The sequence below is a fragment of the Fictibacillus sp. 18YEL24 genome (assembly GCF_015903855.1).
Lineage (GTDB): Bacteria > Bacillota > Bacilli > Bacillales > Fictibacillaceae > Fictibacillus > Fictibacillus phosphorivorans_C.
In genome coordinates this window covers 70,093-85,521 of record NZ_JACZDT010000006.1, presented here as the reverse complement: position 1 = coordinate 85,521, position 15,429 = coordinate 70,093, and the positions used below count along the sequence as shown (strand labels likewise).

Here is a 15,429-nt window from a genome sequence, read left to right as displayed (position 1 = left end):
ATATAAATTTTCTAACTTTTTTGAACAAAAAAAGACAGGGGACTTTGTATCCGACCTATCTTGCATGAATTTATTTAATCTCTAGCTAAAAACAGAGCCGAAATTTCAACTGCTTTCTCGTACTGCTTCGTGTCGGCATAATAGTGATATAGCTGCTTTCCAAACTTTTCGATCCTACTGAATTGATTATGAGCTTGAAAAAATGGCAGAGCTATATTTTCTAAGTAACTGAAATAAGCATCTGTCTCGCCCTTTATTATAAATAAGTGAAGTTGAAACAAGTGCAGATATAAAGGATGTTTTAACATTCTGGCTGCTGTTAATCCTTCTTCTGCATTTTTTAAATTCTGCTTTTGAGACTGAAGTTTTCCATCAATACTATTGTCCAAAAAATTATACAATCGGTTTAAATAGATCGCTGTTTTTTTATCAGCCATCTTTAACGCTTTCTGATAATAGATGTGCGCATTCTCATAATCTTTTCTTTTAAAAAATTCAAGCCCTAGATTATGTAAAAGCATTCCGATAATACCAATTTCATTTAAGGTTTCACTATCCTGAATCAACTGAAGGTAACGGTCAACTTTTTGTTCAAATTCATGTTGTGTTGCACATTCTATTTGCAGCAGCATGACTGATTCTGCTTGGATGGCTCTAGAGAAGTTATTGTTTCTCTTAAAATAGTCCACAGCTTTTTTTGCATTAATATATGCCATCGTTTTGGATTCAACCCATTGATAAGCCATCGCTAAATGATAACAGTATTCTTCATTTCCATAGGAGATCTTATCAATCGTACTCAAGAGCTCGATCGCTTTCCTACGATTCTCAACATGAAAATTGTTGTACTTCTGCAAGAAGTAGATTCCCTTTACATGCTTATACATGTTGAACTCATAAGGAATCAGGTGTTCAGTTTGTATTCGCTTTAAAACCTCTGCTGCTTTTTGTGGCTCTTTTTTTAAAAGATAATAACGAGCAAGCACCAGCTGATACAGTGCTGCATGTTTTGAGGTTTGAACAATCGGAAATTGATCTAGTTCACTTTTTGTCCTCTCTACTTCTTTCATTCTTTGCATGATAATAGAGTTGTGCCATTGGTGAAGTTTCTTCTCCATATCTTGAAAGAACTGCATCTCCTTCTGTATATCAATCTCTAGCCGCTTTGAGAATAACGCAATAATCTCTGTTGAGTACTTCGTCTGTCCCCGCTCAATTTTACTAACATGTGTTGTCGTACAGATATCTTTACCCAGTTGCTCTTGAGAAAGTCCTCTTCGCTTTCGATAAAATTTAATAATTTCTCCCTCAATCATATGTGTCTCTCCTCATGAACAAATGTTTAATGATAAAAGTTTCTTTCTAAATCGTTTTTTTTCCTTCTAAAGTCATGTTTTTAAGTCTTAGTGCTCACTATTTTTCCATAAAAAATCCACGAAAGAATACTCTCTCGTGGATCATACTGCTTATTGAGCCGGTACACCAATCGCATCGTAAGCTGCCATTACAGCTTTTGTTTCAGCGGACGGAGCGCCATTACGGTCTGGATAAAGATCACGAGCGGATTGGATCGCTGCCGCACGCATTTCTTTGAATCCGGATGACGGTACAAGATAGTTCGTTAAAGCACGGTAGTAGATCTTTTCTGTTTTTGAGCGTGTGATACCCGTGACTTTAACTCCGTGGTGCTCTCCTCCCTCGGAGATGAGATAAGCTGCTTTATTGTTGATGGAGCTGTTAATATGAACCCCACCCTTATCCAACTCGCCTAGGTAACGATCTTCATAATGATCAGGGTATGCATTGTCCTTTAATCCGTAAGCTGCAGAAAGCTTTCTGGATTTCGGATTGCTCATGGAACGAAGTCCGCCATCACCTAGTACGTTTGGTGTGTAAATGTCTTCACCCAACTCCCACTCAGATGGACTAGTTAATCCGTGTGAATGCATTTCAGACAATGCACCGAAGATATCAGCTAGGGATTCATTAATCGCACCAGATTCTCCTTGATAAGTAAGGTTTGCGGTCTTAGAGATTACTCCATGTGTCATCTCATGACCAGCAACATCCATCGCACCTGCTAATGAACTGAACAGAATACCGTCACCATCTCCGTAAAGCATCTGCTTTCCGTTCCATGCTGCGTTGTTCCATTTAGATCCAATGTGAACCGTGCTTATGATCGGCATTCCGTTTCCATCAATACTGTTTCGCTTATGGATATTTTGGTAGTACGTATTTACTTTGATCGAGTTCGTATGAGCTGAAACCGCTGCTGGATCTGCAAAGAAAGACGTACCTGTTTCTACTTCAAAACCGGAGAATCCAAAAAGTCCGGATAGTAGGATGAACGGTGTTTCACCCATTCGGTTCGCTTTGTACGTATGAACCGGTACGATGTTAGGGTTCGTCGTTGTACCTCCTCCAATTGCCGCACCATGCAGATAGCTTTTTCCTGAGGCACTATCTTTTACAGCGATAAAGTTTTGAACTTTGCCGAATAAATCTAATCCTCTTCCTGTAACCGGTGTGACTGCTGGAGCATCCGCTTCATGTACCGCGTTAAAGTGATCAACGATATCACCCGTCGTTGCATCTATAAAATAATGATAAAACCCAGGTGCAGGAACAGAAGTCGAAACTTTAACCAAGTACGTTAAGTAGTTTCTGCCTTCATGCGGATAGATCGTTAATTCTGTGTCAACACCGTCATACTGCTTAACTTCTCCAATCTCAGCAACTACTTGCTCTTTAGCCGTTTTTTCTGCATCTTCCTTCGCTATGGATGGATCTGTAGGAATGATAGATCGACTTAGTTTTTGAGTCACTTTTCCAAATGACGCATACACATTGTTGTTTGCGTCCAACGCAACGGTTTGTCCACTGCCATAGATCGGAATGCCGTTGTATTGCTCAACAGTTCGCACGTGGTATGTATTTGTGCTACTATCAGCAAACTCTTTTACGATCTTAAACTGCTCACCTATTGAAGATGTTGATCTCGCACCAACCTCAGAAACGACCTGTGATTGAAGATACGCTTTAACGATTTCAGCTTTACTCAACCCTTCAGGAGCTTGGAATAAAACAGTTGAAGGATTTGCATGTGCATTGGATCCAGGTAATGAAAATCCTCCAAGTGTAACGGACAGTGCTAGAACTGCTGGGATTACCACTTTTTTGTTCAATCGTTTTTGTCTTTTCTTTTTCAACCCATTCACCTCTTCATCAAATTGTGCTTCCGGAATAATTCCAATTATTAAGAACATTGCAAAAGTGGTCAATTGGGTTAATTTTTACTCGGTTTACAAGGTGTCATAGCGTTTGGAGGCTATTTTCGACAAAAAATGTCTATATTCTATCGATAAATTAACCCAATAACAATCTCGAAGACATTCTGTAATAATAGGGTCAAATCACTAGACGAGGAGGGCTGATATGAAAGGCAAGCTTTATAAAGGGACTGTTCTATTGGGGTTATGCTCTCTATCTTTTTATTGTGGTGCTCAAATTACCGGTCAAACCGAAGCAGCCTTTTCAAGCCAAGCTCAAATAAAACCTGTGAAACTTTCGGCTGCAGTTGTTTTTCCAGACACGGTGGAAAGCCTTAACGAAAAGGCTAACATCATTTATTCGAGAATAATCTCACTATACAAAACCCTTCCGAACGCTGCTGATGATGCAAGTTTGCAGGAGCTAAAACAAACCATTGAGGAAATTACAGGATTAGAACAAACACTTTACTCACTACTCCGTGATTTTGAAGACATACATAATGAGCTCTTAAACTATGAAGAGCAGGTGAAGAAACTAGATTCGAAGACATACCAATTTGTCTATGAAGGTTGTAATGAGACAAACGGATTGAGCAAAAAATTAAAAACGACAGTGGACCTACAATCTATTAAACAATTACACCATTCTATTGAAGCTCGTATTAACAAGTTAGATGATGCCGAGGAAAAGATTGAAGAGCCTGTTAGATCAGCAGAGGTGAAGAATACTGATGATCTTATACAAAACGAAGGAGAAACAAAACATGACGAAAAAACTGTTGAAATTCACAACTAAACTAGCAAGCACCTCTTTTATTATGTTGCTCTGCTTACTTGCTTTTATCATCCTATCGTCACGTGTCTCAGGATCAGAACCTTCCGTTTTTGGTTATCAAATTAAAGCGGTATTATCCGGATCGATGGAGCCTATCTTTCAAACAGGATCTATCATCTCTATTAAACAGGCAGACGATACCACTACTTTTAAAAATGGCGATATTATCACGTTTCAAATGGAAGATAAGCTGATTACTCATAGAATCATCGATGTTGAAAATAAAAAAGGACAAATTTCCTATCGCACAAAAGGGGATAACAATGACGGACCCGATATGTGGTCGGTTCCTGCAAATGATGTAATTGGAAGTTACTCAGGATTTACGGTTCCATATATCGGATATGCCTTAAATGTGACTCAATCTAAGGAAGCATCTGCTCTTTTGTTATTTATTCCTGGGTTCTTATTATTTAGTTCAGCTGTTTTTTCTATCGTGAAAGCAGCTAGAAAATTAGATGTGGAAAAAGCATAAACTTTGGTTAGCTCTCTATGTATATAACCATACATACGAGTTTAATAAATTTAGATTACATATCTATGGAGGTTGAGAAGAATGGGGTTTACGAAGACAATTAGCAAAGGCGTTATGACAGCTGCACTAGGATTATCTTTAATGGGAGGAGGAACGTTCGCTTACTTTAGTGACACGTTCGAAACGAAAAACACATTCGCTGCAGGTACGTTAGATCTATCCATCAACCCAAACGCTGTGGTTAACATTGATAACATTAAACCTGGGGATGAAGTGTACCGTGAATTTACGTTTGAAAATAAAGGATCTCTAGACATCTATCAAGTACTACTAGATACAAAGTATTCCATTGAAGATGCAAAATCAGATAATACGGATGATCTGGCAAACCACATCAAGGTAACCATCATGTACAATACGAGCAGTGCAACTGTCCCTGTTGTTGAGACAACATTGGCACAGCTAAAAGAAAAACAACCTGATCTTACCGCAATTGATGAATTTGTTGGCACAACACAACGTCCGGATGGTATTCCTCCAGGTGAGAAAGAAAAAATGTTCGTATTGTTCCAGTTCGTAGATAATGGCGAAGATCAAAACCAGTTCCAAGGAGACAAGCTTAAAGTGGATTGGACGTTCAACGCGAAACAAGCCCCAGGTGCTTATAACGACGATACAGATCCAGAGAATAACTAAGTTTCAGAACAAGCTAGAACTGCTAACCTTAGCAGTTCTTTGCTGTTCTATCCTAAGTTACAACGTTATTATTTATACTAAAGTTCTTGTCTTCAACTTTTTATTCAGCAGTGTGAACATCTTTTTTAAATCATTATTAGGTACTTCTAGATAATTGTCACCTAGACTTACCTCAAAGAAACAACGATTCTCACCATTCTCGCGAAGATGTCCAGTTAATCCAACTCCACTCTCACTATAAGTGTCTGCCAAAATGCGTTCCATTTCATGCTTTGGTTCCTGAATATGAACATGAAACATATTTGAAACAGGCGTTATCGGAAGTGTGCGTATACCTTCACACGCGTTATAGAGTGCTGCTAATTCCTTTGCACCCTCATAATATTCTTCCATTTTTTTAACTCGTTGATCGAAATAGAAATCCGCGCTTATGATATATGGATAAAGACTGATCAAATCACCGCCATGACGTCTTTTCCAAACCTTTGATTTCTCAGTAAAGTCTTTTGGCCCTGCTAAGACTGCACCTGCGACTCCACCAATTCCCTTGTAGAAAGAAACATAAACACTATCAAAAAGAGCACAAACTTCAGCGGCCGTCTTTTTATAAAAGGGCAGAATTTCAAACAGTCTTGCTCCATCCAGATGAAGTTTAATTCCTTTTTCTCTGCAGTAATCAGAAGTAGCTTGTAACTCTTCAAAACTCGGCAGCTGGCCACCGATCTCTCGCTGAGGAAGTTCCAATAATAAACAAGAAACGTCTTCCTTCATGTTGACTACATCATCCAGTTTAATAATTTTATTAGGGTCACTAAGCAGCACAGGTTCAATGTGGTGAAGTTCTTTCAAACCATCTTCTTCGTGAATTTCCAAGTGGCATAAGGGATGATACGCAACTTTCCGAATTCCTTTTTCATCACACCAAATGCGCATCGCAATCTGTTGAGCCATCGTCCCACTCGGGAAAAACACAGCAGATTCTTTTCCTAAATAATCAGCCATCTTTTCTTGAAAGCTATCAATGATGTGACCACTGCCATACATATCACTTTCTTCCTGCCCTGTTTGATTTGAAATAGAATCTAACAGGACAGACACATCTCTTTTTCCATGTCCGGTTACTTGGTATTTTGCATTTTTGTAGGCAGCAATTAAAGTGTTTTTGTTTTCCAACGTAACAAGCTCCCCTCTATTCGTTTATCCAGCTAATATCACCATTTATCTCAATATTGTTAGGTACTTTTAATAGAATAAAATCACGGCCGATCACAGAGCTGCGATTTTCTTGAGTAAAGTGTCCCCCCTTAGAGAACTGACTGTATGCAAAGCCTGGTGAAAATCTCGAGAAGCTAACTGTCACTAAAGCTGGGTTATTTACGGTTAGCTGTTGTCCGTTTAACAAAAGCTCTGGCGAATGCACTTTGTCTGTAAAATCTACCCCATCGATATAAGATTTCCCTACATGATACGTAGCCTCAATCTCACCATCATTTTCGCTTTTTCGCTCAGCAAAAACACTCATGATGCCTGTTTCCCCCTCTGTTAAAACAATGTCTAACGACTTTTCATTAAAAGGAAAAGACCATTTTTTCTTTTCAGAAAAAACTTTATCTAGATCGACTACGTTTCCTGAATACAAATTGTCTATCGCTTTGGTTTGAGCGTCTTCTATTCTGCTCATTTCAGCTGCCGTAGCTATTTTTTCATCATTCTTATGGTTTGGAAGGATGCTTAGTGAAATAACTGTAGCAATCGCTAGAATCATTGTATATCCGCCAAGGATCCAGCGGATTTTTCTTGTTCCTAAGCTTAATTTAGTGTTTGATCTCATGACTCCAATTCCAAAAGCGACGATAATAAACACTATCAAAATTGGCAAGAAAGACATAATAATCATTTTCTTACCTCCATTCTGTTAGAGATTCCTAAGCTAGTCAGCAGTAAAAACGACGAAACGATAACTATTTTACAAATAAACAGAATAAATGATGTTTCTTCTCCAAAAAACATGGTTACATTTACAATAACCCTAGAATCGCCACCTATTCCATCCAATATTAAGCCGCCAAACAAGATAGTAGGAATAATTAACAAGAAACCTTTATGCAGCTGAATTAAAATTCCAACAAGATATCCTGCGCTAGCAAATAGAAAAATATAAAGAATGGAAGTAATCATTCCCATGACGAATTCAGTAACCGTTAATGAATCAACGATGATTGAATAATTATCTTTGAAGTAAAAAGCTAAGATCTGAAACAGATGAGTAGAAAGATAAACCGTTATACCTGCAAAAATACTAGCAGATAAGAGAAATAGAATGTTAGAAACCACGCTGATGGCACGATTGGTTACAAAAGAAAAATCGTCATACCGATACGCTCTCGTTGTAATTATGATCGCTGTTATGAACGCCCAAATCATCATAAAAATGAGGATGATGTCACTTGTGTAATAGTAAAAATCATATTGTATTGAATTAGATGAGCCACTTCCCGAACCGGTACCATTAAAAGAAAAAAGAATCGCCAGCATCTGGATCACGATTAACGACGTAAACACACCGAAATATGATTTCAGCTTATAGCGATATTGTTTCTTTACGATGTCCCAAGCCTTAACCTCTGCTAAATACATGATCAATCCCACCTTTTGTTTTACTTGTTAAATAACTGCAAATATCTTCTGCAGAAACTGGCGTGACTTCTAATCCTAACTGTTTAGCATCCTCTAACTCTTTTATCGAACGATCGTTCCTTATGACCGCGTATGACATATTTGCGCCGATCTCTTGCACGGAAATGGGTTCCATCTTCTCTGTCCACTTCTCTACGTTAACTGTCTTTCCTCTCACGCCAATCGCGTACTCCTTTAACTGATCGATGGATAAGTGAAGACACTTTTCACCAGACTTAATGAGTAGAACCTCTTCTAACAAATCTTCTACTTCATCTAATAGATGGCTAGAAAGAATGATTGTTCTTGGATAGGCGATGTATTCTTTTAATAATGCTCGGTAAAAGTCCTTACGTGTCGCAGAATCCATTCCGCTTGTCGGCTCATCCATGATCGTCAGTGGGCAGCGTGCAGCTAAACCAACGATCATATTAAACGTACTCTTCATCCCCTTTGAGAGATTTCCATGATATTGATTAGGATTAAAAGAAAAATAATCAAATAATTTCATCGCTAAGTCGTGGTTCCAATTTGGGTAAAAACTCCCCGCTGTTTCAAGCAGTTCTTTTAATGTTAACCCTTGTGAGAAACTCATCTCGTTATCGATGAAGATTGTATTTGCCGCAACCTTTAAATTATTGAACGGATTTTCAGAGAAAACCTGTATGTCACCCGCAGAATGATGAAGATAACCAGCAATTATTTTTAATAATGTTGTTTTTCCTGCTCCGTTCCTTCCAATTAAACCGGTAATTTTATTTTCCGCTATCTGAAAGGTCATATTTTGGATTGCTTTCGATCGACCATATTGTTTAGTCAGTTCATGACAAACGACAACATTCATGATTGCTCCTCCTTTATTCTTTGGTGCATATCCCTGATCATCGTTACTAGTTCATCTTCTTCGACTTGCAGCTGAATGGCTTCTTGCGCTAACTCGGTTACAAGTGAATGCAGCTTTGAACTTTTTCTTTTACCGAGGATAATTTTTCTTGCATCCGCCGCAACAAACATTCCTAGTCCCCTTTTCTTATAAAGAACGTTATCGTCCGCCAATAAGTTTATGCCTTTACCAGCAGTAGCTGGATTCACATTAAACATCTCAGCTAGTTGATATTGCGAATATATTTTTTCATCTGCTGAAATCGATTCGTTCAAGATCTCGTTCTCGAGCCATTCTGAAATCTGAACATAAATCGGCTTCATACTATCAGCATTTAGCAGCAAATGTACCTCACCTCCAACTTACCACTATAGTGCATTACATATGTAATGTACTATACATTTCCAATATATGCAATATGTTGTTTATGATGACATAAAAAAGACACTCTCCTGTATAAGGAAACTGTCTCTGAGTTAATGTTATTTATTTCTTCGCTGTATGATCTCTTCACTCATCATGGAGTATAAATTTTCTATCCCATCATGAGTAGCATCAAAACTAAACGCGTCTTTTTCTTTAATACCGAGATTTTGCGCATCAGCTATAACATCAATATTTGCACCCATAAAAATAAATTCCCAATTGTATCTCTCTTGCTGATGTTCAATAAGCTTCTTTACCTTTTCGTGTGTAAATTCAGAGCTCGCGTTCTCCATTCCATCTGTCGTAATAACAAAAATCACTTTACCTGGTCTATCGTGTTCTTCAGTGCGTGATAGCCTGTAACCCACATCCAATATGGTTTTGCCTACAGCATCCAAAAGCGCTGTAGTTCCGCGGACATAATAGTCCTTCCTCGTTAACTGGACTTGTTCTGCAGGTACACCGCTCCATAGAATTTCATACTGATCATCAAATAAAACGGTCGTAAGAAGTGTTTTTCCCTTCCGCTCAACTTGCCTTTTTACGAACGAGTTAAACCCTCCAATAGTGTCCTTCTCCAGCCCTGACATCGAACCACTTCGATCAAGCAAAAATACGATTTCTGTTACGTTTTTGTTCACCTTTAACCATCTCCCAACATTTGTCATGCTATAATCATAGCTAGAAAGATCCAGTAAATGGTCGCCTGTGAAGCGACATTTTAGGAGGTGGTCGGATATGCTTGATCAAAAACTTTTATTAGAATTAGAAACCTACCTGATTGATTATTTCATAATGGAATTAGAAGGTTGTCAGTCTTCTAAAATGATGGAGGAATGTTTAGAAGAAAACAGTCTCCGTTTTGAGTTAGATGCGTTTATTCATCAAAACAAAAAGCCAACGTTACAGGAAAAACTTTTTCAACTGATTGATGAAAAAGGTGTGACCGACGCAGATGTTTATAAGAAAGCCGGTTTAGATCGAAAGCACTTTTCTAAGATTCGCTCTAAATCAGATTACCGACCAAAGAAAAATACGATTCTTGCGCTGGCTCTTGGTTTGGAATTGGACAAAGATGACACAGAAGAGCTTCTGGAAAGTGCAGGATACTCACTATCTTTCAGCGATACAAACGACTTAATCTTTAAGTTTTTTATTAATAAAAAAAATCTATGATATAGATGCTGTCAATGAGTACCTGGTGTATTTCAGCTTAAAGCCAATTGGAAGTACCATATAAAAAGACAACTCACTTAAGTGGAAGTTGTCTTTTTTCATAGCCATTATTCAATTGCACCAGATACATCATAGTTAGATATATCTAGTTCTGTAGATTTTCCTAACGCAAGCTTCGCAAGTTCAGCTCCTAAGTAAGGTCCACTTGTAAGCCCTGATGCACCAAGGCCGTTCGCGACCAAAATGTTATTAAAATTAGGAAGCGGTCCGATTACTGGTAAAAAACCTGGCGTGAACGGTCGGAAGCCCACTCTTGTTTCAAGAAGTGATCCTTCTGACAGGCCAGGTGCGACAGGTAAGGCTTTTGAGAGTATGTCATGAATACCGCCTGCCGTTACCCGGTTATCAAAACCTACCTCATCTTCGTGTGTAGCTCCTACGACTACTCGATCATCAAAAGTGAGAATGTACTGATTTGTCGGCGGCATCACCACTGGCCAATCGTCTGTATCTGTTTTTTGCAACTCCAAGTGGATGATCTGTGCTTTTTGTGGAGTTACTTTAAAGTTGATTCCAAGTGGCTTTAAAATTTCATTCGACCATGCTCCTGCTGTTATGATGATTTGATCAGCGAAGATTTTTTGTCCATTAAGAGAAACACCCGAAACTACTTTTCCTTCATAAAGTAGAGCAGCATGACCATGAAGAAGCTTCGCACCGTTTTTCTTAGCTCCATTCAACAGAGCGTCACGCATCGCTCTTCCGTTTACACGAGCACCGCCACTTACAAAGACCGAACCGAATTCGTCGGATAAGGGTGGAAAACGTTTCTTCGTTTCTTCAGGAGAAAGAATCGTGATCTCACCAATTTCCGGAGCATCTTCTCTACGTTTCAAAGCCCGTTCTGCCATTTTCTCAAGTTTTTCAGGATCTGCATGTAAGCTGAGTGTACCTACACGTTTGTAACCCGTATCGGTTTCACCGTCTTCTTCAAGCATCTTGATGAGTTCAGGATAATACCGAGCTCCGCCCTTTGCTAACTGATACCAAGCTTTGTTACGGCGCTGAGATAGCCACGGACACACAATGCCTGCTGCTGCATCTGTCGCTTGTCCCCTATCTTTTCTATCGATTATTAGAACCTCTGCATCAGATTTACTAAGATGATAAGCGGTAGACGCTCCCAAAATTCCGGATCCGATTACAATTATTTTTTTCATTTCAAACATCCCTACTATCCCGTTGATATATGTATTTAACTATAGTATTTTCTTCAACAAAACTCAAAAAACCCTGATTTTTTCATCAGGGTCTCATCAAATGTTGATTACTTTAAATTTTCATTTCCCAACGTTCTTTCTCCGTTTTCTTTAACTGTTCCTCTACTTCCTGTGGATGAACAGTGCGGAAGTAATGTTCTTCGGCCGGGATGATTTCAATCATTCTCTCGATCATGTCCTCTGGATCATATTGATTCTTCAGTTGCTCTTCTTGCTTCTTCATATCTTCCTTTCTTGTAAAGTTCTTTTCGGGATCATACCATTTGTATTTTTCTTCTGCACTTCGATCATTGAATCCAGTTGCATATGCACCTGGATTAATCGTGGCGACTTTCACACCAAACTCTTGAAGTTCAGCCTGCATCGTTTGAGCAATTCCTTCAATCGCATGCTTTGTTGCCGTATACGGTCCAACATACGGTGTTGCTGATATACCTGCCATAGAACTCAAAAAGATAATTTTTCCGCTTCGCTTTTCGACGAATTTTTTCGCTGCAAGCTGAACGGATTCTAGCGTAGCAAATACGTTTACCTCAAATAAAGCACGAACGCGGTCCATTGGAACTTCAGCTAATGGCCCACCTTCATTGATCGCTGCATTGGCTACAAATATGTCAAAGTCATACTTTTCTATTTGTTCTAGATCTCGTTCATTTGTAATATCAAGTTTGAACACCTCTATATCAAGACCTAGATTATTTGATTCTTCTAAAAGAGCTGTTTTTTGTGAAGTCGTTTCAGTTGTGGCGATAATGGCATGTCCTTTTTTAGCGAGTCCGATAGCTGCACCTTTTCCTAATCCACTTCCTGCACCTGTTATAAAAATCGTTTTGCTCATTAAATCTGCCTCCTAGTTGAATGTCTACTCTTATGTCTTCCCACACCTGTTGAAAGTAAACTTTGTTGTGTTCACAAACAAAAAAAGCAGGACCAGCTCCTGCTTTTTCTTATCTTTTATTAAACCCCTGGAAACCATCCTGGTGCGTTCAAGACTGCGTTCCACAACGGATCTGGTACTACAAGTTCATCTTGCTTTGATTTATCAAGTTTCGTTACGATTTCAGACTCTTTGCCTTGTTCGATCTTTTGTACCCAGTCTGGATCAATGATCAGTTCACGCCCTAAAGCAATGAATGGCACTCCTGTTTCTAAAGCTTTGATCGCATCATCTGCTGTATAGATTGATCCTACTCCCATAACAGGTACACGATCGCCTACTCTTTCGTTAATAATCTCAATGCGTGAACGTGTATCTTCAACTCCTCGTCTAGGTTCAGACCAGAAATCCATTACCGAAACGTGAAGATAATCTAATTTCTTTGCACTAAGAGCATCAACAAGCGCTAACGTATCAGCCATCGTAATTCCTGGTGTTTCAGGTTCTTCTGGTGAGAAGCGGTAGCCTACGATGAATGAGTCATCTGCATATTCAGCTACTGCTTTTTTCACTGAATCTACAACCGCTAAAGGAAACGCCATACGTTTCTCTAACGAGCCGCCCCATTGATCTTCACGGCGATTCGCGTGTGGAGAAAAGAACTGCTGAATCAGATAGCCGTTCGCACCGTGGATCTCAACACCGTCATAACCTGCTTCAATCGCACGTCTTGTTGTTTCACCAAAATCACGAATGATAGAAGATACTTCTTCTGAAGTCAGTTCGCGAGGCACAGGTTTCCCCTCACCTGAAGGGATATTGCTCGCACTCACAACATCTCCGTTAGGAACAAGTTCAGGTGGGACTTCACGACCACCATGGAAAATTTGTAGAATTGCTTTTGATCCTTTTGCTTTTATGGCAGAAGCTAAGCGGCGAAGACTTGGAATCATGTCATCCGTATCTCCAGCGAACTCTCCTGGGAATCCTTTGCCGTTAGCTGTCACATTCGTACAAGCTGTAATAACCATCCCAACACCTTCAGAACGGCGCTCGTAGTAGCGAATTTCTTCATCTGTTACAGTTCCATCTTCGTTTGAAGAAAAGTTTGTCATCGGTGCCATAACAACACGGTTCTTAAGTTCAACACCGTTTTTAAAACGATAAGATTCAAACAATGGTGCATACTTTTTATTCATCATGTTTGTCTTCCACCTCTTATTTTTATTGGGCTCTTCAAGTCGTTTTTGCTTTTATCTTTTTTCTTCCATGAAAGTTGATTGAAGTGCAAGATGCGAGACTCCTGGGGGATCAGAGTGACAGGTGAGACTCTTAACAGCGCAGAGCGCTAAGAGGCTCACCGCACTCCCCCGGAAAGCGAGCATTCTGGAACGGAAATCAACCACATACATTACTAACTATGAAATAGCCCGAATTATAACTTTCTTTTTTAAAGTAACTATTATAATAATACCCTCAGTTCCCAAATGCAAAAAATACGCTTGTGGTTTTAAGAATAATTTAAAAAGGGAACAGTATAATTCTAAGAAATATAGACAATTGCTTACACGATTCCCACTACAACCCAGGAGGTAAATCATGAAAAAATCCAGTATAGTCGTCTTTGTCATTATCTTTGCCCTGTTCTATGTTTCCAGTTTTCTATTTCCGGTCGATCGCGAGTGGTATGATGCACTGAACAAGCCATCATGGACTCCGTCAGGACAAACAATCGGTATTATATGGGCTGTTTTGTTCTTTTTAATCGCTCTATCCGCAACTCTTATCTACAATCAATATGGTTTTAAACCCATTGGCTTTTGGATTCTATTTGCGATCAACTATGTATTCAATCAAGCTTTCGGTTATTTTCAGTTTACACAAAAAGATTTATTCGCAGCGAGCATCGATGCTCTATTGATTGCGGTGACGACTTTACTTTTAGTCATCTATGCCGGTCGTTTAAGAAAAGTTTCTGGATGGTTGCTTATTCCTTATCTTCTCTGGAGCTCATTTGCTACCTATTTATCATGGACCATCTATAGCATGAATGCATAAGCAAATAGAGATCTAGCCTTTTAGAAAAGGCTAGATCTTTTTATTACGTTCCAGAAATCGCTACATATTGATTCTGAAGAACAAATTGATTATTCACCCATCCAAGCGTGTTCACCACGTACCCTAGAGCATCTGCGTTATATAAGCCTGCAATCTTTTGATAAGCGGAAAGTTCGTAAATTCCATTGGAATCAAAATCGATTGGATAGAGACCACTTAATGGATTCACAAAGCCGGTAATTGGTTTCTTCAGCTTTCCGTTCACATCATATATTTCATTTAAATACTCTTTGTCTCGTTTTGATAGATCAATGATATACGTTTTTTTATTACGTTTACTAACAACTCGAACTTTGTAGTTATTCTCATAGATCACATCATATTCATAAGCAGCATTGTAAGCGTTGAAATTAAACATCTCTTGCGGTGTATTCCCTACAAACGAATACACATAATGATACATGAATCCTCCGCTGCCACCAGAATTGATGCTGACCAACACGTCTGAAACACCGTTACCTGTAAAATCTCCTAAAAACAAAGTGGGGTTGTATCCAGCATTGTCAGAAAGAGGTACTCTTGTCTGAGCACCTGTTCTTCCGTTTTTTACATAAAGCGTAATGTTCTCAATGAATGGGCTGTCCTGACTCTTCGTACCTGTTAGATATACATCGTCTGGTACACGATCTCCAGTCACATCTCCCTTAGCGAACGCAACAACACTCGGAGTTACTCTATAATTGTAATGGTTATACATAACATGCTCCTTGTT

The 15,429-nt window shown here is 39.0% G+C and carries 17 protein-coding genes; 5 read left to right on the top strand and 12 right to left on the bottom strand.

Annotated features, from left to right (window positions below):
• Positions 1 to 74: 74 nt before the first annotated feature.
• The gene (locus HU823_RS18020; protein WP_197222919.1) at positions 75 to 1,316 is read right to left on the bottom strand and encodes a helix-turn-helix domain-containing protein; all 1,242 of its coding nucleotides are present in this window, start codon (positions 1,314 to 1,316) and stop codon (positions 75 to 77) included.
• Positions 1,317 to 1,466: 150 nt separating this feature from the next.
• Positions 1,467 to 3,212, bottom strand: coding sequence for a M4 family metallopeptidase (locus tag HU823_RS18015; RefSeq protein ID WP_231607542.1), 1,746 nt, complete (start codon positions 3,210 to 3,212; stop codon positions 1,467 to 1,469).
• Between the two features lie 226 nt (positions 3,213 to 3,438).
• Between HU823_RS18015 and HU823_RS18010 the strand changes: the two genes are divergently transcribed.
• The 3 genes from HU823_RS18010 (at position 3,439) to HU823_RS18000 (ending at position 5,281) form a co-directional block, all read left to right on the top strand.
• Positions 3,439 to 4,071, top strand: a complete 633-nt coding sequence (locus tag HU823_RS18010; RefSeq protein ID WP_197222918.1) for a DUF4047 domain-containing protein — start codon at positions 3,439 to 3,441, stop codon at positions 4,069 to 4,071.
• A complete protein-coding gene (sipW, locus tag HU823_RS18005; protein WP_197222917.1) occupies positions 4,040 to 4,585 on the top strand; it encodes a signal peptidase I SipW in 546 nt (181 codons plus the stop codon). The genes HU823_RS18010 and sipW overlap by 32 nt, the downstream gene beginning before the upstream one ends.
• Positions 4,586 to 4,666: 81 nt before the next feature.
• Positions 4,667 to 5,281, top strand: coding sequence for a TasA family protein (locus HU823_RS18000; RefSeq protein WP_197222916.1), 615 nt, complete (start codon positions 4,667 to 4,669; stop codon positions 5,279 to 5,281).
• A 72-nt stretch (positions 5,282 to 5,353) separates the two neighbouring features.
• On the opposite strand, the gene HU823_RS17995 is transcribed toward HU823_RS18000, so the two are convergent.
• From HU823_RS17995 to HU823_RS17970, 6 genes are all read right to left on the bottom strand, one after another.
• Positions 5,354 to 6,454: a threonine aldolase family protein gene (locus HU823_RS17995; protein ID WP_197222915.1), complete on the bottom strand. Its 1,101-nt coding sequence runs from the start codon at positions 6,452 to 6,454 to the stop codon at positions 5,354 to 5,356.
• 16 nt (positions 6,455 to 6,470) lie between these two features.
• On the bottom strand, positions 6,471 to 7,178 hold the full coding sequence (locus HU823_RS17990) for a hypothetical protein (protein ID WP_197195857.1): 708 nt from the start codon (positions 7,176 to 7,178) through the stop codon (positions 6,471 to 6,473).
• Positions 7,175 to 7,918: a hypothetical protein gene (locus HU823_RS17985; RefSeq protein WP_197195858.1), complete on the bottom strand. Its 744-nt coding sequence runs from the start codon at positions 7,916 to 7,918 to the stop codon at positions 7,175 to 7,177. The genes HU823_RS17990 and HU823_RS17985 overlap by 4 nt, the downstream gene beginning before the upstream one ends.
• On the bottom strand, positions 7,899 to 8,801 hold the full coding sequence (locus tag HU823_RS17980; RefSeq protein ID WP_197222914.1) for an ABC transporter ATP-binding protein: 903 nt from the start codon (positions 8,799 to 8,801) through the stop codon (positions 7,899 to 7,901). Before HU823_RS17980 ends, HU823_RS17985 begins: the two co-directional genes overlap by 20 nt.
• On the bottom strand, positions 8,798 to 9,184 hold the full coding sequence (locus HU823_RS17975) for a GntR family transcriptional regulator (RefSeq protein ID WP_171005598.1): 387 nt from the start codon (positions 9,182 to 9,184) through the stop codon (positions 8,798 to 8,800). The genes HU823_RS17980 and HU823_RS17975 overlap by 4 nt, the downstream gene beginning before the upstream one ends.
• Positions 9,185 to 9,322: 138 nt before the next feature.
• Positions 9,323 to 9,907 (bottom strand): vWA domain-containing protein, encoded by a 585-nt coding sequence (locus HU823_RS17970; RefSeq protein WP_197195860.1) that lies wholly within the window; start codon positions 9,905 to 9,907, stop codon positions 9,323 to 9,325.
• 97 nt (positions 9,908 to 10,004) lie between these two features.
• Here HU823_RS17970 and HU823_RS17965 point away from each other — a divergent pair, with 97 nt between their 5' ends.
• The gene (locus HU823_RS17965; protein ID WP_197222913.1) at positions 10,005 to 10,442 is read left to right on the top strand and encodes a hypothetical protein; all 438 of its coding nucleotides are present in this window, start codon (positions 10,005 to 10,007) and stop codon (positions 10,440 to 10,442) included.
• Positions 10,443 to 10,549: 107 nt separating this feature from the next.
• On the opposite strand, the gene HU823_RS17960 is transcribed toward HU823_RS17965, so the two are convergent.
• The 3 genes from HU823_RS17960 to HU823_RS17950 form a co-directional block, all read right to left on the bottom strand.
• Positions 10,550 to 11,662 (bottom strand): NAD(P)/FAD-dependent oxidoreductase, encoded by a 1,113-nt coding sequence (locus HU823_RS17960; protein WP_197195862.1) that lies wholly within the window; start codon positions 11,660 to 11,662, stop codon positions 10,550 to 10,552.
• A gap of 112 nt (positions 11,663 to 11,774) precedes the next feature.
• Positions 11,775 to 12,560, bottom strand: coding sequence for an SDR family oxidoreductase (locus HU823_RS17955; RefSeq protein ID WP_197222912.1), 786 nt, complete (start codon positions 12,558 to 12,560; stop codon positions 11,775 to 11,777).
• Between the two features lie 119 nt (positions 12,561 to 12,679).
• On the bottom strand, positions 12,680 to 13,801 hold the full coding sequence (locus tag HU823_RS17950) for an NADH-dependent flavin oxidoreductase (protein ID WP_197222911.1): 1,122 nt from the start codon (positions 13,799 to 13,801) through the stop codon (positions 12,680 to 12,682).
• Between the two features lie 397 nt (positions 13,802 to 14,198).
• Between HU823_RS17950 and HU823_RS17945 the strand changes: the two genes are divergently transcribed.
• Complete coding sequence (locus tag HU823_RS17945; RefSeq protein WP_144704325.1) at positions 14,199 to 14,657, top strand: TspO/MBR family protein; 459 nt, start codon at positions 14,199 to 14,201, stop codon at positions 14,655 to 14,657.
• A 43-nt stretch (positions 14,658 to 14,700) separates the two neighbouring features.
• On the opposite strand, the gene HU823_RS17940 is transcribed toward HU823_RS17945, so the two are convergent.
• Positions 14,701 to 15,414 carry a VCBS repeat-containing protein gene (locus HU823_RS17940; RefSeq protein ID WP_197222910.1) on the bottom strand — a complete coding sequence of 238 codons (714 nt, stop codon included), beginning with the start codon at positions 15,412 to 15,414 and terminating at the stop codon, positions 14,701 to 14,703.
• Positions 15,415 to 15,429 lie beyond the last annotated feature (15 nt).

Excerpts from the sequence above, each read along its gene's own strand:
- HU823_RS17940 (WP_197222910.1), bottom strand. The coding sequence starts at position 15,414 with ATGTATAACCATTACAATTATAGAGTAACTCCGAGTGTTGTTGCGTTC.
- HU823_RS17990 (WP_197195857.1), bottom strand. The coding sequence starts at position 7,178 with ATGATTATTATGTCTTTCTTGCCAATTTTGATAGTGTTTATTATCGTC.
- HU823_RS17960 (WP_197195862.1), bottom strand. The coding sequence starts at position 11,662 with ATGAAAAAAATAATTGTAATCGGATCCGGAATTTTGGGAGCGTCTACC.
- sipW (WP_197222917.1), top strand. The coding sequence starts at position 4,040 with ATGACGAAAAAACTGTTGAAATTCACAACTAAACTAGCAAGCACCTCT.
- HU823_RS17980 (WP_197222914.1), bottom strand. The coding sequence starts at position 8,801 with ATGAATGTTGTCGTTTGTCATGAACTGACTAAACAATATGGTCGATCG.
- HU823_RS17955 (WP_197222912.1), bottom strand. The coding sequence starts at position 12,560 with ATGAGCAAAACGATTTTTATAACAGGTGCAGGAAGTGGATTAGGAAAA.
- HU823_RS17945 (WP_144704325.1), top strand. The coding sequence starts at position 14,199 with ATGAAAAAATCCAGTATAGTCGTCTTTGTCATTATCTTTGCCCTGTTC.
- HU823_RS17965 (WP_197222913.1), top strand. The coding sequence starts at position 10,005 with ATGCTTGATCAAAAACTTTTATTAGAATTAGAAACCTACCTGATTGAT.
- HU823_RS17950 (WP_197222911.1), bottom strand. The coding sequence starts at position 13,801 with ATGATGAATAAAAAGTATGCACCATTGTTTGAATCTTATCGTTTTAAA.
- HU823_RS18000 (WP_197222916.1), top strand. The coding sequence starts at position 4,667 with ATGGGGTTTACGAAGACAATTAGCAAAGGCGTTATGACAGCTGCACTA.
- HU823_RS17985 (WP_197195858.1), bottom strand. The coding sequence starts at position 7,918 with ATGTATTTAGCAGAGGTTAAGGCTTGGGACATCGTAAAGAAACAATAT.
- HU823_RS18020 (WP_197222919.1), bottom strand. The coding sequence starts at position 1,316 with ATGATTGAGGGAGAAATTATTAAATTTTATCGAAAGCGAAGAGGACTT.
- HU823_RS18010 (WP_197222918.1), top strand. The coding sequence starts at position 3,439 with ATGAAAGGCAAGCTTTATAAAGGGACTGTTCTATTGGGGTTATGCTCT.